This window comes from Mucilaginibacter sp. 22184, from assembly GCF_052045695.1.
Classification (GTDB): Bacteria; Bacteroidota; Bacteroidia; order Sphingobacteriales; family Sphingobacteriaceae; genus Mucilaginibacter.
Genome location: NZ_JBQEPI010000014.1, coordinates 107,493 through 122,391, shown reverse-complemented (window position 1 = coordinate 122,391; position 14,899 = coordinate 107,493). Strand labels below are relative to the sequence as shown.

Genomic DNA, 14,899 nt, shown 5'->3' with positions numbered 1-14,899 from the left:
GGGCCAAGACCACATATCACTAAATATCAGCGATTTAAAGAACACTTACATCAATTCGCTGTCCTTCTTCTCGTGATAGGTTTTATAAGCCAGGTAAAAAAACAACAGCGACGGCACTGCATTGAGCAAGACATTTTTAGGATTAAACTCCGGATAGGTGATGATTACCTGCACAATTAACGATATAAGCAGCAAACCGCCGATAGCGATGTACAGGTAACGGAATTTCGGGTTCATAGGTATACAATTAACAATGTAACCCAACTAAACGGGTATTACCGATTAATGGTTACATTGTTAATTGATTTTTTAAACTCTTCAGCGTTTCAACTCATATTTGGCCGGCGCGTCTTTCGCTATTTTAAATATAGTAGCGCCCAATGGCGGAAGGGTTATCACAATGGAATTATCCTTTCCATGCCAGCTTACTGCTTCGGCGGTTACTTCCGGTGCATTGATTAAGCCGCTGCCCCAGAATTTTTTGGCATCCGAGTTAAATATTTCTTTCCATTTGCCAGCTGCGGGTACACCTATACGGTAATTATGACGAGGTACCGGGGTCATATTCAGGATGATCATCAGGTCGTCTTTTTCATGGTGGCCCATACGCCGGTAAACCAATACCGAATCGTTAGCATTGCCGCCGTCTACCCATTCAAAGCCGCTAAAGTCAAATGCTTTCTGATACAAGGCCGGCTCATCGCGATATAAATGATTCAGCGCTTTTACTGTTTCGCTCATACCCTGGTGGTTGGCATACTCCAGCACATGCCATTGTAACGACTGCGCAAAGTTCCATTCTTCGCCCTGGCCAAATTCGGCTCCCATAAACAGCAGCTTGGTACCTGGATGCGTAAACATATAGCTATACATTAAACGCAGGTTGGCAAATTGCTGCCACTCATCGCCGGGCATTTTGCGCAGCATAGAACCTTTGCCATATACCACCTCATCATGCGAAAAAGGCAGCATAAAGTTTTCGGTGAAGGCGTATATCGTACTAAAAGTAATTTCGTTATGATGGTACTTACGATTGATGGGATCCTCCTTAAAGTAGCCAATAGTATCGTGCATCCAGCCCATCATCCACTTCATTCCGAAGCCTAATCCACCCAAATAAACCGGGCGACTAACCCCTGTAAACGAGGTAGATTCCTCGGCAATAGTTTGTACCGATGGGAAGTGACTGTAAACTGCCTCATTAAATTCTTTCAGGAAAGAAATAGCTTCCAGGTTTTCGTTGCCTCCGTAAATATTGGGCTCCCATTCGCCGTGTTTACGGGAATAGTCCAGATACAGCATGGAGGCTACCGCGTCTACACGTAAACCATCGGCATGGTACCTGTCCAACCAGAACAGCGCATTGCTGATCAGGAAAGCCCTTACCTCGTTACGGCCATAGTTAAATATGTACGATTTCCAATCCGGGTGGAAGCCCTTGCGGTTATCGGCGTGCTCATATAGGTGCGTACCATCAAACTTGTACAGGGCATGTGCGTCGCCTGGGAAATGCGAAGGTACCCAATCCAGTATTACCCCTATACCAGCCTTGTGAAATTCTTCAACCAAGTACATTAATCCCTTAGGATCACCAAAACGCGACGCGGCTGCGAAATATCCACTAATCTGGTAGCCCCAGCTTGGGTAAAACGGCGATTCCATGATTGGCATCAGCTCTACATGCGTAAAGCCCATTTCTTTGACGTAGGGCACCAGCTTATCGGCCAGTTGGGTATAGGTTAAAAACTCGTCCGGACTCTCCAGGCTGCGTGCCCATGAACCCGGATGCACCTCATATACGCTGTATGGCCTATCCAGTCCATTGTGTTCCTGGCGGTTAGCCATCCACTCAGCATCTTTCCATTCATAATAAGTGTCGGCAACAATAGAAGCCGTACTTGGCGGTACTTCCCAACGCAGTGCAAAGGGATCGGCCTTTTCCAGATCCTCGCCGGTTGATGATTTGATATAATATTTATAGGTTTCGCCCACACCCACATTAGGGATAAAACCTTCCCAGATACCCGATGAATCCCAGCGGGCATTTAAGCTATGTGAGCCGCGGTTCCATCCGTTAAAATTGGCTATAACCGATACATACTGCGCGTTTGGCGCCCAAACAGAAAAATAGGTCCCGATAACTCCATTATATTCCAGCACATGTGAGCCAAATTTTTCGTACAGTTTATAATGCTTACCCGACTTAAACAAACTGATATCAAAGTCGGTAAAACGGCTGTAGGGTTCAACAGCATTGAGTATCACATGGGTTTTAGGCGCGGCCGGCTTTACTTTTGCTACAAGTGTTGCTGCCACGGCAGGTTTTGGTTTCGCGGCAGCTTTTTTAGCTGTCGCTGGTTTTTCTGCAGGAGTCGCCACTTTTTTATCTGCCGCTTTTACGGCTTTTTTCTCTTTTACATGTTTAGCTTCCGGTAACGGGGTTTCGGTTTTCTTTGTTTGTTTGGCCATGATATAATAACCTGTTATGGTATGTTAGAATAACCCAATGTACGGGAATGTTTGGTTTATATGCTATCAAATATAACAGGATTTGTAAGATTTTGATTTGATTTAAAAGATTATACTTTGATCACTGCTTTTACAATCCCGGTCTTTAACCTTTGGTTATCGGAAAAACTTTTTAAACCTTGAATTTTAACATTTTTCTGCTCAAAACCGGGGTAAAAACCGACGAAAAACACTCGAAAAAACTCCATTTTAACACTTTTTAACAAATTTCAACCCGGTTTTGAGCGGTTTTAAAAACTTTAAAAAGCATTAATTTTCTGACTATCAAATAACTATATTCAAAACACGCGATTTTTGACCCTGTTTTGTCCTTAACAAAACAGCCCGGGTTTTCTTTTGGAGAAAACCCGGGCTGGCACTGATATAAAGATAAGGAAAATAGTTGAGAGTTGGAAGTTTTTAGTCTGAAGTCGGAGACATTCGGATAGTGCCGGGTATGGTGCGGTAACAACATTGACCATAAGCTGAATGAGCTATTTTTAAATTAACCCTCGCGCCGTTGTTGGTGTTGTCACCAACAACTATTATCATCGACCAAGCAGTAGAAAAATATTGGTAACAACACCAACATTGGCGAGGATTTGGGCAAATACTCCTGACATACTGTTGTCATCAGGCACACTTACGTTTGCCTGTAAATAACCATCAAATAATAACAGTATGAAATTATCATCATTAAGAATTATCACCAACGGAATAAAAAATTTGGTACCGTTTTATGAAAAAACTACTGGTTTGACCGCCAAATGGTATACAGACGACTTTGCAGAAATAACTACCGACGGTAGCAATTTAGCTATTGCCAGTACCCGGACATTAAGCTTATTCGGGAACGATTTTGCTGAGGCCGCCAATAACAAAAGCGTGATCATAGAATTTCGCGTGGCAGATGTTGATGATCAATATGCTAAAATTAAAGATTTCCTGAACGACGTTATTCAAGAACCCACAACAATGCCCTGGGGTAATCGCTCCTTATTATTTCGCGATCCGGAAGGAAATTTGGTTAACTTTTTTACACCTGTTTCTGCTGAAGCTGTTGAGCGATTCAGTTAAATCCTGGTGCCAGTGTTGGTGTTGTCACCAACAACTTATTATCGTCGGCCAAGCAGTAGAATGTTGGTGACAACACCAACATTGGCGAAAGCACTTTCTTCACACGTCATTGCGAGGTACGAAGCAATCTCTACATAAGCAGGTCAACCATAAATATTCACTCTGAATAGTTTAGAGATTGCTTCGTACCTCGCAATAACGGGCGGAAAAGGTAAATAACAAAAAGGCCCCGTTTGGGGCCTTTTTGTTATTTTAAAATTTCGATGTGTTTGAAATTCTTGCTGAATTTAAACTCTACCGTGCCATCGGCGTTGATCACAAAATCGTTGACCACTTTGCCATCGGCCAGTATTTTGCCGGGTTTAAAGGGTAGTCCGATAATGTTCAAGTGATAGCCCTCATAGCGCGGGGTGTACAAACCTTCCATGCTTTGGTGGATGGTCATTTCGCGGGAGTTGCCGTTTACCACAAACTTTTTTTCGAGGTAGATATCCTGCTCGTAAGCAAAGGTTTCGCCGTAATCTTCAAACAGGAAGGAGTTTACCTCATAATCTGAATAGTAGATATTCTGCTTCACCTCTTCTATTTCGTGCTCGCCCACGTATTGCATTACCGGGTATTCTGGTATTACCGAACCTGCTTTTACAAACAATGGTATGGTTTCCAGTGGCGTGGCTACGTTTACTTCTTTGCCGCCTTCTACAATTTCGTGCGTCCAGAAGTTGAACCATTTACCTTTTGGCAAATACACGTTACGGTTGGTTTGGCCGGGCTCCATTACCGGGCAAACCAGTATTTTATCGCCATAAGTAAACTCATCCTGGCGGAAGTGGTTCAGTTTCACATCCTGCTCATGCATTACTATCGGCCTTAATATCGGGAAGCCATACCGGTGATGCTCCCAGAAGGTGGAGTAAAAGTAAGGCATCAGCTTATAGCGCAGCTCGATAAACTTGCGGTTGATAGCGGTAAATGGTTCGCCAAAACTCCATGGCTCACGCTCCTTGGTATCGCCCGCCGAGTGCGCGCGCATAAAGGGTGAAAATGTCCCCATCTGAATCCAGCGGGTAAACAGTTCGCCATCGGGCTCGCCGCTAAAGCCGCCTATATCGGTACCACAAAATGGTATGCCCGATACAGAAAGACGCTGGCATTGGATATTACCTAGCTTCAAATGTTCCCAGGAAGCCACGTTATCACCCGTCCAAACGGATGAGAAACGTTGTACGCCCGAATAACCCGCCCTGGTAATGGTAAAAGGGCGCTTATTTTTCATGATGTTACGCAAACCCTCATAGGTGGAGCGTACCATTTGCATGCCATATACATTGTGAGCCTTACGGTGCGATCCGCGGAAACCATCGTACTGGTGGCGTACATCATCCGGGAAAGTCCCCGCGCCAAACACAGCCGGTTCGTTCATATCGTTCCAAACACCGGCTACGCCCATCTGCACCAGTTCGTCAAACAAACCGCCCCACCAGGTGCGAACCTCGGGGTTGGTAAAATCCGGAAACTGGCAGCGGCCCGGCCAAACATGGCCCTCCATAAAATAGTCGTCGCTGCGGCGGCAGAAATATCTTTTCTCCTTACCTTCCCTGAACACCGAATAATTATCGTCGACCCGGATTCCAGGATCAATGATCACCACGGTTTTAAAACCATCGGCAGCCAGTTCGCTGATCATTTTTTTAGGATCAGGGAAGTATTTGCGGTTCCAGGTAAAACAGCGGTAACCGTCCATATAATCAATATCCAGGTAGATACCGTCGCATGGGATCTTGTTATCGCGGAAACCCCGGGTGATCTTTTTCACTTTAGCCTCGGGATAATAGCTCCAGCGGCATTGGTGATAACCCAGCGCCCAAAGCGGTGGCATGGGGTGCGTTCCGGTTAATATATGGTAGCTTTTTACCACATCCATCATATGCGGACCGTGGATATAATAGTATTGCAGTTCGCCGCCATCGGCCCAGAAACTGGTTTTGGTGGTATCCTCGCCACCAAAGTCAAACTGAGCTTTAAAGGTATTATCAAAGAAAATACCGTGTGCTATGCCTTCGTTTACACTGATGTAAAAAGGGATGCTACGGTAAAGCGGGTCCTGGTTCCACTGGAACGAATAGGCATCGGTATTCCAGTTTTTGAGGCGTTTACCGCGCAGGTTAAATTCAGTTGGTTTATCGCCCAGGCCAAAAAAGCTTTCGTCGGGGTGGCAGGTTTTGGTACAAAAAACATAATAACCACCAAACTTCACATTCTCTTCCCAGTGCATGGGTACAGCATCGGTGCTGGTTACATGATTGTTTTGGTCAGAAAATGATATAAAAAAATCCTTTTTTCGGATATGACAGTTTATCGATTTAGTGGCTACGCGAAATTCCAGTTCATCTTCAAACAGGGTAAATTCCGCGGCTTTTTGTTCCAGTTTTGGGACAGCGTAGGAAAAATCCTCCAGGAAAACGCCATGCGGAGCAACCCTGATCCGGATGATCTCGTTGGTCACTACTACTACCTCTACTTTCGCATCGCCATCGGTAAGGTAGAATTTATTCCCCAACTGCTCGGCATGATTAGGCGTGCCGAGGTATTTCTTGATGATGGGTTTTATCGCATCGGCCGGGTTATTAAGGTGGTGAAACTCCTCATCTGCTTCTTCAATGATGTTTTCCGCTTCAACTAACTTGCGAGGTATCAACTCCTCATTTGGTACATTACTTTCCATTCAATTGGGTTAGGGGTCTGCTACAAATATGTATAAAGTGTACTTACTACGCAATATACTACTATTGATTTAATGAAAAATCATTAACCGTGCCATTCAACGCGATTTCTCATAAATTTAATTTAATTTTTATATCGAATTTTTATTGAGGTGGGTGAAAAGCAGGGCGAAGAACGCCTATCGTAGAGCGCTCAATTGCCGCTAAGGCTGTTACTTTTGTCTTGATACAAAAGTAACCAAAAGATCAAGTCAGCAGAAATGCTTCTTTGCCGCACTTGGCCCTTGCCCCACAAAGCAGCCAGAACCAGGGCTGCAATTATTTTGCTCTACTTCGTTCCCACACAATCCTGCCCTTCAGCAAAAACTTGCTATGCCCCGCATCCGCACAGGCCCCCATTGTTCTGCCCGCTTTCGCCCGAAGCTGTTCTACTGACGAAAAAATAAAACACACGTCATTGCGAACGTAGTGTGGCAATCCCCAATTAGCAGGGCCGCTCTGTAAGTAGGAGATTGCTTCGTTGTTCCTCCTCGCAATGACGCGCGGAAAATATAGTCAGGCATCAAAACGCCAGCAGCAAGCCACCCGAGGCTGGTATCTTTACTTCCACCCCGTTTCTGATATCATCTGTATGGAATTTTACTTCGCTGAGCAAGTCGGTTAGTTCTGTTTTGCCGTTTAGGTTGAGCTTGCTGAGCAGGTCATTAGGTAGTTTAACAACCAATTGACGTTCGATGCGGTTAAAGTTGGCGATGACCAGTACACGCTGTTCATCCGTATAGCGCAGATAGATGTATAATAGCTGATCGAAGCCGGGCTGATGCTCATTGGCCATCATCAGCTCATAAAAAAGACCGTTGCTTAAAGCTTCATTTTCTATTACGGTGACCAATAATTTTTGATAGAAACCGCGCAGATTGTTTTGGCTTTCGGACAGGTTTGCTCCGTCAAATGCACCATTATTGAGCCATCTCTGATGCTCGGGCACACTACAGTAATCAAATATAGAGGTGCGACCATCATCACCGCTGAAACCCTGGTTGCCCAGGGCTGGTTCACCCACTTCCTGGCCCGAATAGATCATGACCGGACCGGTGTTCATAGTAGCCGTTACGATCATGCCGGGTACTGCCAGCCAGGCGTCGCCGGCAAAATAATGGGAGGCAATGCGCTGCTCGTCATGGTTTTCCATAAAGCGCAGCATGTGCTGATCGATGCCGTGGCAATGGGTATTCCATACGTTGTTAATTTCCCAGGTACTTGCGCCATAGTCGTTACACGTTAGGCGGCGAATGGCATCATACAAACCTACCTTATCATACAGGTAATCAAAGCCGCCCCTAAAAATATAGTCGCCGTATTTGTTTTTATCATAGGCTTCGCCGATGAATATGGTGCCGGGATAAGCCGCTTTTAACTTGGGGATAACCCAGGCCCAGAATTCGGTGGGCACCATCTCTACCATATCACAGCGATAACCGTCTACCCCTTTTTGGCTCCAATAGTTCAGGATGTCATAGATCTTGTTCCACAGGGGTGGTATGGGATCAAAATGGCCGTAGCGGCCGTTCATATAATCAACGCCGTAGTTGAGCTTCATAGTCTCGAACCAATCGTTGATAGACGGTCGGGAACTGAACACATCGTTACCGGTGGCCTTTGCGGGATTCTCGTCAAAATGCCCATCCTTCAGCGGACTGTGAAACTCATCCCCACCAGGGTTATAGCCCGACGGCACCACAAAAGGCTGACCGGGGATATAGTAAAAATCGTTTTTAGGATCGAAGGCCTTGTTCTTGTCATCATCCTGCCCAAAATCGCGTACATCAGTTGGTTTTACATCCGAGGCGTAGGTACGGGCCACGTGGTTGGGCACCAGATCCATGATCACCCTGAGACCATTGTTATGTGTACGTTGAATCAATGCCTCATATTCGGCTATGCGATTGGGCACATCAACAGCCAGATCGGGCGCTACGTCATAATAATCCTTAATGGCATAAGGCGAGCCTGCCCTGCCTTTCACAATATCCGGATCATCATTGGGTACTTCATGAGCAGTGTAATCGGTCATAGTGGCGTGTTCGATAACGCCTGTATACCATACGTGTGTAAAACCCATAGCCTTGATTTCCTGCAGGGCTTTGTCGGTAATGTCATTTAGCTTACCAACCCCATTTTCCTCAATGGAACCATTGACTTTGTTGAGCGTTTTTGTATTGCCAAACAGACGTGGCAGAAGTTGATATATGATGAGTTTGTTCATTTTTTAGTAGCAAGTAGTTAGTATCAAGTATCAAGACTTTTTTGGGGATTTTGTTTAAAGTAGTTATCTGTAGAGACGCAAATATGCGTATCTGCATTTTTATTTTTCTGGAAATCAATCTACTTTTCAATCAATACTTCGCCACCAGCTCCAATCACGTGCTCCCTGCTATAAACCACTACACTTACTTCTTTATCCGAAGCATTTTTGATCCGCACACCGTCCTTATTTACCTTAATATTCAGCAATGCTCCTCGGAAACCGATATGGAACGAAAATGAAGTCCATTTTGTGGGAATAAACGGTTGGAACGATAGCCTGCCATCGCGCACACGCATACCTCCAAGACCTTCCACTACCGACATCCAGGTGCCAGCCATCGAGGTGATGTGGCAGCCGTCCTCCGTATCATTATTATAATTGTCCAGATCCAGGCGGGCGGTGCGCAGGTAAAACTGATAAGCGCGGTCTTCGTCGCCCAGTTTAGCGGCTAATATAGCGTGCACACAAGGCGATAGCGACGACTCATGAACGGTGCGCGGCTCATAAAAATCAAAATTGCGGCGGATGGTTTCCAGATCGTACCTATCCTCAAAAAAGTAGATACCCTGCAGCACATCGGCCTGTTTGATATAGCACGACCGCAGGATCCTGTCCCAACTCCATTTCTGGTTCAACGGACGGTCGGCCGCGGGCAGGTCTTTTACCAGGATCTGCTCTTTGTCCAGATAGCCGTCTTGCTGTAAAAACACCTGCTGCTTTTCGTCGTAGCCATAGTACATCTTTTCGATGATGTGCCTATACCGCGATGTTTCGGTGGCTTCGTCGAAGCTTATCCTGGCTGCCAGGGCATCGTATTTAGCTTTATCTGTAGCTTTTACTTTTCCAATAACTTCTATAGCATATCCCATGCACCAGGTTGCCATGGTGCTGGTGTACCAGTTGTTATTGATGTTATTTTCGTACTCATTTGGCCCGGTTACGCCCAGCATTACATATTGCTCTTTAGCCTGCGACCAGCTTACCCTTTGCGACCAGAAACGAGAAATAGCAATCAAGACCTCTAACCCATAATCGGTTAAATAGGCCTCATCGCCGGTATAGCGCACATAGTTAAAAATGGCGTAAGCGATGGCCCCGTTACGATGGATCTCCTCAAAGGTGATCTCCCATTCGTTATGGCATTCAGTACCATCCATGGTTACCATCGGATACAGGGCAGCACCGTTTTTGAAACCGAGCAAGGCAGCATTTTCAATGGCTTTACCCAGTTGTTTGTACCGGTATAGCAGCAAATTGCGGGTTACTTTCTGATCGGCGGTGGCCAGGTAAAAAGGTACGCAGTAAGCCTCGGTATCCCAATAGGTGGAGCCGCCGTACTTTTCGCCGGTAAAACCTTTAGGACCGATGTTCAGGCGATCGTCCTCGCCGGTATAGGTTTGGTTCAGTTGGAATATATTGAAGCGGATAGCCTGCTGTGCGGATACATCGCCCTCAATAATAATATCATTATGTTCCCATTTTTGGGCCCAGGCAGCAGCTTGTTCGGCCAGTAGAGTATCAAAACCTTTGGCGGTAATCCGGTTAAGGATATTGTTCAAATGAGCTACCAGGTTTTCGGGTTTATGATTTTGGGAGGACAAGTTAGCCACGTATTTTATTAAGCTGATACTTTGCCCCTGCTGTGCTTGTACGGTTATAGCCGAAGCCACATATTTTTCTTTGGCGATGGTTTCTGCATTGACCGGTACTTGCTGGCCGTTTTGCAACAGACTAAATTTCATCCCCGTAGCTACCTCAAAACCCGTTTTTTTGGTACGCATCACTACATAGCCGCCATCAGGCTGGTTGGCTTTGCCTATCTCGTCCCAGAACTTTTCGTCGTAGTTGGAGTCTTTGTTTACCACATCACCATCGATGGCGGGTGTCAGCGTAATGGTTCCGCCGAAGTTTACCGGGGTGATGGTATATTTTATAGCGGCAGCCTCATCATCAACCATACTGCAAAAGCGGATGGCTTCTACCTTTACCTCTTTGCCGCCCGCTGTTTTGGCTGTGAAATTTCTTTTGAGGAAGCCTTCTTTCATATTAAGTTCCCGGCGAAAGCTGCTTACATCGCATTTAGCCAGGTCGAGCTGTTCGCCGTCCAGGCTGATGTCGATGATCGTCCAGTTGGCGGCGTTGAGTACTTTGGCAAAGTATTCGGGATAACCATTCTTCCACCAGCCTACGCGGGTTTTATCGGGATAATAAACCCCGGCTACATAGTTACCCAGTAGCGATTGCCCGCTGTAAGCTTCCTCAAAATTGGCGCGCTGGCCCATGCGACCATTACCCAGGCTAAATATACTCTCCGATATTTGATGATGATGCGGATCGAAGCCTTCTTCGATAATGCTCCAGGCGTCGGGTTTTATGTAGTTTTTCATTTGTTGCGATTTTCACAAACGTCATTGCGAGGTACGAAGCAATCTCTATACTAAACAGGGCGAACCTACTTATGTAGAGATTGCTTCGTACCTCGCAATGACGCTTTTTTATTATAATTTGTCCAAAGTCATCTCGTTAAGCCCACTCACCACCAAATCCGCTTCATGCAGCACCTTCGGGTCGCCTATGCCAATGGCTTTCATCCCGCCTGCTTTGGCAGCCTCTACACCGGCAATGGCATCCTCAAATACTACACAATATTGTGGCTCGATGCCCAGCGCTTCTGCTCCTTTTAAAAATACCTCCGGATCGGGCTTGGCTTTGGTTACTTTATTACCGTCGATAATAGCATCAAACAGGTTTACTATCTTTAGCTTTTCCAAAATGGTCATGGAGTTTTTACTGGCCGACCCAAGAGCGGTTTTGATACCTGCGTCGCGGCAGCTTTGCACAAACTCGCGTGCGCCGGGCAATATCTCGTCGGTGGTCATCTGATTGATCATTTCCACATACCAGGCATTCTTTTGCTCGGCTAACTGTTCCTTTTCGGCATCGGTTTTTGTTATCCCTCCGGCTTCCAGCACAATCTCCAATGATCGCATCCGGCTTACGCCTTTTAACTGTTCGTTCTGTTCTTCGCTAAAATCAAAACCCAGGGAGTTGGCCAGGCGCCGCCAGGCTTTATAATGGTATATGGCTGTATCTACAATCACACCGTCAAGATCAAAAATACAGGCTTTAATGTTGTTCATTTTATACTGTGTATGTGGACCCTAAAGTATTGTTTTTGAATTGCGGGAACAAAGATTTTTGGAGAAATGACAAAAGAAAAAATCCTTGCTCTTTGCTCCCAAAAACCCAAAATCCATTCTTTTCTACCTTCTTTGTCGTATGTTAATAAAAAATCAAGCGCTTTATTTGGATTAATTATAAATAATAATAATCTTTGTGCCCAAGATATGATTACCACCACTACAACAACTACGCACTGGACAGATGTTTTTAAAACATCGGCAGGAGCTATTTACCAATGCGACATCGAGCGCTGCTGGTATGTTGATTTTGGGGGTAAGGTGGCCAAATTCGATTATCGCTGCCTGTTAAAGCTGCGCAAGTCGGTTTATCATATCGATATTGAGCAAGCCCTGCTCAATACCACCAAAGATCCGGATGTGGAGATCATTTTCATCTGCGCCTGCGATCATTGCTATGTACTTTCTTTACTACAGATCATCGCGCTGAAAGAATTATTGGAAGGTACTTTTGTCATGCTTGAGTTAAATCATATTCTGCATGAACGTCTCTGTAGCATAGCTAGTTAACTATTTAGACTAATACTAAATTCATATTATTTTTAAATTATAGTTATATTAACTTATAGCACTATTATTGCATCATCATACCTGCAACAAGTTATTAATTTAATAAAACTATGAAAGATCTACTCCGCATAAAAAGCCTCATTTCAACAGAAATTGAAGGTCTTTTAAACCAACAAGTAAAAAAAGAAGCCCTGTCTTCATCTATATATTTATCAATGGCTTCATGGTGTAACCGTAATGGTTATGATTTCTCTTCTGATTACTTCTTTAAACAAGCCGAAGAGGAAAGACACCACCAGTTAAAATTTTACAAATATATCCTGGATATGGGCGGCAATGCTATATCTCCGGAAGTTACCGGCATTAAACAGGAGTATAACTCTTTCCGCGAAGTGTTTGAAGAAGCTTTGGATCAGGAGATCAGCGTTACACAATCTATCAAAAACATTTATGCCCGTTGCATGAAAGAGCAGGATTTTGTGACTATGGAGTTTCTGAACTGGTTCCTGAAAGAACAACGCGAAGAAGAATACAAAGCCCGTCGTGCCCTTGAACTGTTTGAAGTTATCGGCGAAGAAGGTACCGGCAGATGGCAGATCGACAAACACGTTGGTCAGATCAAATACGATAGCGAGGCGTAAGCCCCTCCCAACCCTCCCCATCCCGATAGCTATCGGGAGAGCGGGCTATAAAAAAGGTCCTTTTGCCAGCGCAAAAGGACCTTTTTATTTTCAGAAGTCTCCCTTCGGGGAGATTTAGAGGGGTCATATCAGATCCATCAGTTTCAATACATCCTTAGGGTGATATTCCTTCAGCCAGGTGTTACCTGGTTGGATACTGCATACGGGCGCGTACTTACACCTGTCGGTACATTCTGTTTCTATCACTTCTATTTCTTCGGGGCCGTGATGATGTTTGGCGTATGCTTTAGCCAGTTTATACATATCCTTGCCTCCCCTCTTTCCGCATTTGCTACCAACGCATACATATAGCACTTTGTCTGGTATGGTAAATTTCCCCATCAGGATACTTAATTTAGTGTTAACATTAACACAACAAAGATAAAACAATAAAGTTCCATTTGCGTAGCCGGAAGCCTATTGAAAGTTTTTTATATAAACAGCAAGTGGCTCAAGACCAACCTCCTGACGAAGTTTATCAACCCCTTTAGGGTCTTTTAATCGAAATGGTGAATACTTCCCGGTTTTAGTATTCCGCGACAGTTGCGTACCATAAATTTGCTTTTGATTTTTGTTAACCAGGATACGATCGGTTAGATAAGCATATTTCTCTTTGCTGGCATTATTTTTAACCATCTGCCGCTTCATCAAAGCTAATACCTGCTCCTGGAAAGGTATATCATCATCACAGTGCTGAATAACGGCCCAAAAGCTATCGCTCGAACTGCCAACCATGTCATAACCCGGGTAACCGTACTTTTTGATGATAGCTTTTGCTTTCAGTTCGTTAATACGATCGGCTTCCGTCCATTTACTTTGGATAGTTTCATCGCTGTAGGCCGATTTTTCTTTCCGGTACTTTTTAGTAAATTCTATACGCCAAAACTGATCGGTTTTAAACATGGAGTCGATCTGTGTTGTTAATGCAACATTTTGTTTAACAACCTGTGCAGAGGGCGTTATTGCGAGATATCCGCAGAGGAGTGCGATAATGAGCAGTGTTTTGATAACTAATATTCTCATGGGGTAATATTTTCATAGGGGCAATTAACAACTAAAGATATAGTTATTAATTCATTTATTCCAAATAAAAAAATCGATGATCTGCCACGTATTTAAGACCCGGCTGGTAAGGCTTTTTTAAACGCCATTGAAAACAAACAATCGCAAAAAAATCTGCACATTTGAAAAATGTTCAAAAAGTGTCACGCCTGCCTTCTCATCTGCCTCTTCCTGCTATGGGGTTGTAATCCCAAACCCGCTAATCAATACAAAGTAGTTAAGATAAAAGACGGTGACACACTGGGATTGCTGAGCAATGATAACCGGGAAATTACCGTTCGACTGGCCGAAATTGATTGTCCCGAAAAATCGCAGGCCTTTGGCAAAGCGGCCAAAAAATTCACTTCCGATCTTTGTTTTGGTAAGGATGTTACCCTGATAGGTAATACTAAAGACCGTTACGGCCGTACGGTTGCCATGGTCATTTTGCCCGATGGTACCAATGTTAATTATCAGTTGGTAAAAAATGGTTTCGCCTGGCAATACAAAGCTTATTCGCAAAACGCCGAATTAGCCAGCCTGGAGCAAAATGCCCGCGAAAATAAGCTGGGCCTTTGGCAGGATGCCAATCCTACCCCACCCTGGGAATACCGCAAAGAAGGCCGTTCATCAGGCTACGATAATAATCCTTATAAAAAACATTATAAGCGCAAACCAAAGCTTGAGGATGTATATTAAAACTGTAACTTTATGTCCAGTATCAAGTAGCTAGTATCAAGTATCGAGACCGAATAATACATCGATATATCGTGATTTAGCTACTATCAGGATTTCAGAAAACGTAGCTATAACAAAGCAGTCTTGATACTTGATACTAGCTACCTGATACTA

Annotated in this window: 12 protein-coding genes; 4 read left to right on the top strand and 8 right to left on the bottom strand. The window is 44.6% G+C overall.

The window, feature by feature from the left end; all coding sequences use genetic code 11:
• Positions 1–45: 45 nt before the first annotated feature.
• Together ACTJKG_RS25835 and glgB are read right to left on the bottom strand one after the other, a co-directional pair.
• Positions 46–237: a hypothetical protein gene (locus ACTJKG_RS25835; RefSeq protein ID WP_172336192.1), complete on the bottom strand. Its 192-nt coding sequence runs from the start codon at positions 235–237 to the stop codon at positions 46–48.
• Between the two features lie 81 nt (positions 238–318).
• Positions 319–2,469, bottom strand: a complete 2,151-nt coding sequence (gene glgB / locus ACTJKG_RS25830) for a 1,4-alpha-glucan branching protein GlgB (RefSeq protein ID WP_440740788.1) — start codon at positions 2,467–2,469, stop codon at positions 319–321.
• A 720-nt stretch (positions 2,470–3,189) separates the two neighbouring features.
• On the opposite strand from glgB, the gene ACTJKG_RS25825 reads away from it, so the two are divergent.
• Positions 3,190–3,585, top strand: a complete 396-nt coding sequence (locus ACTJKG_RS25825) for a VOC family protein (protein WP_172336194.1) — start codon at positions 3,190–3,192, stop codon at positions 3,583–3,585.
• Between the two features lie 247 nt (positions 3,586–3,832).
• Here the strand turns inward: ACTJKG_RS25825 and ACTJKG_RS25820 are convergent, their stop codons facing one another.
• The 4 genes from ACTJKG_RS25820 to pgmB all read right to left on the bottom strand — a co-directional run bounded on the left by ACTJKG_RS25820 (position 3,833) and on the right by pgmB (position 11,756).
• A complete protein-coding gene (locus tag ACTJKG_RS25820) occupies positions 3,833–6,310 on the bottom strand; it encodes a glycoside hydrolase family 31 protein (RefSeq protein ID WP_172336195.1) in 2,478 nt (825 codons plus the stop codon).
• Between the two features lie 560 nt (positions 6,311–6,870).
• Positions 6,871–8,574: an alpha-amylase family glycosyl hydrolase gene (locus ACTJKG_RS25815; protein ID WP_172336196.1), complete on the bottom strand. Its 1,704-nt coding sequence runs from the start codon at positions 8,572–8,574 to the stop codon at positions 6,871–6,873.
• 119 nt (positions 8,575–8,693) lie between these two features.
• Complete coding sequence (locus ACTJKG_RS25810; RefSeq protein WP_172336197.1) at positions 8,694–11,003, bottom strand: glycoside hydrolase family 65 protein; 2,310 nt, start codon at positions 11,001–11,003, stop codon at positions 8,694–8,696.
• 111 nt (positions 11,004–11,114) lie between these two features.
• The gene (gene pgmB, locus ACTJKG_RS25805; RefSeq protein ID WP_172336198.1) at positions 11,115–11,756 is read right to left on the bottom strand and encodes a beta-phosphoglucomutase; all 642 of its coding nucleotides are present in this window, start codon (positions 11,754–11,756) and stop codon (positions 11,115–11,117) included.
• 207 nt (positions 11,757–11,963) lie between these two features.
• Here pgmB and ACTJKG_RS25800 point away from each other — a divergent pair, with 207 nt between their 5' ends.
• Both ACTJKG_RS25800 and ACTJKG_RS25795 read left to right on the top strand, forming a co-directional pair.
• Positions 11,964–12,326: a hypothetical protein gene (locus tag ACTJKG_RS25800; RefSeq protein WP_440740787.1), complete on the top strand. Its 363-nt coding sequence runs from the start codon at positions 11,964–11,966 to the stop codon at positions 12,324–12,326.
• 110 nt (positions 12,327–12,436) lie between these two features.
• Complete coding sequence (locus ACTJKG_RS25795; protein WP_172336200.1) at positions 12,437–12,967, top strand: ferritin; 531 nt, start codon at positions 12,437–12,439, stop codon at positions 12,965–12,967.
• A 123-nt stretch (positions 12,968–13,090) separates the two neighbouring features.
• Here ACTJKG_RS25795 and ACTJKG_RS25790 read toward each other — a convergent pair whose 3' ends face one another.
• Both ACTJKG_RS25790 and ACTJKG_RS25785 read right to left on the bottom strand, forming a co-directional pair.
• Positions 13,091–13,348: a (2Fe-2S) ferredoxin domain-containing protein gene (locus ACTJKG_RS25790; protein ID WP_172336201.1), complete on the bottom strand. Its 258-nt coding sequence runs from the start codon at positions 13,346–13,348 to the stop codon at positions 13,091–13,093.
• 75 nt (positions 13,349–13,423) lie between these two features.
• Complete coding sequence (locus ACTJKG_RS25785; protein ID WP_172336202.1) at positions 13,424–14,029, bottom strand: DUF6624 domain-containing protein; 606 nt, start codon at positions 14,027–14,029, stop codon at positions 13,424–13,426.
• A 168-nt stretch (positions 14,030–14,197) separates the two neighbouring features.
• Here ACTJKG_RS25785 and ACTJKG_RS25780 point away from each other — a divergent pair, with 168 nt between their 5' ends.
• Positions 14,198–14,746, top strand: a complete 549-nt coding sequence (locus ACTJKG_RS25780) for a thermonuclease family protein (RefSeq protein WP_440740786.1) — start codon at positions 14,198–14,200, stop codon at positions 14,744–14,746.
• Positions 14,747–14,899 lie beyond the last annotated feature (153 nt).

Coding starts and splice junctions, on each gene's coding strand:
- ACTJKG_RS25790 (WP_172336201.1), bottom strand. CDS start 13,348: ATGGGGAAATTTACCATACCAGACAAAGTGCTATATGTATGCGTTGGT.
- pgmB (WP_172336198.1), bottom strand. CDS start 11,756: ATGAACAACATTAAAGCCTGTATTTTTGATCTTGACGGTGTGATTGTA.
- ACTJKG_RS25820 (WP_172336195.1), bottom strand. CDS start 6,310: ATGGAAAGTAATGTACCAAATGAGGAGTTGATACCTCGCAAGTTAGTT.
- ACTJKG_RS25815 (WP_172336196.1), bottom strand. CDS start 8,574: ATGAACAAACTCATCATATATCAACTTCTGCCACGTCTGTTTGGCAAT.
- ACTJKG_RS25825 (WP_172336194.1), top strand. CDS start 3,190: ATGAAATTATCATCATTAAGAATTATCACCAACGGAATAAAAAATTTG.
- glgB (WP_440740788.1), bottom strand. CDS start 2,469: ATGGCCAAACAAACAAAGAAAACCGAAACCCCGTTACCGGAAGCTAAA.
- ACTJKG_RS25835 (WP_172336192.1), bottom strand. CDS start 237: ATGAACCCGAAATTCCGTTACCTGTACATCGCTATCGGCGGTTTGCTG.
- ACTJKG_RS25795 (WP_172336200.1), top strand. CDS start 12,437: ATGAAAGATCTACTCCGCATAAAAAGCCTCATTTCAACAGAAATTGAA.
- ACTJKG_RS25800 (WP_440740787.1), top strand. CDS start 11,964: ATGATTACCACCACTACAACAACTACGCACTGGACAGATGTTTTTAAA.
- ACTJKG_RS25810 (WP_172336197.1), bottom strand. CDS start 11,003: ATGAAAAACTACATAAAACCCGACGCCTGGAGCATTATCGAAGAAGGC.
- ACTJKG_RS25780 (WP_440740786.1), top strand. CDS start 14,198: ATGTTCAAAAAGTGTCACGCCTGCCTTCTCATCTGCCTCTTCCTGCTA.
- ACTJKG_RS25785 (WP_172336202.1), bottom strand. CDS start 14,029: ATGAGAATATTAGTTATCAAAACACTGCTCATTATCGCACTCCTCTGC.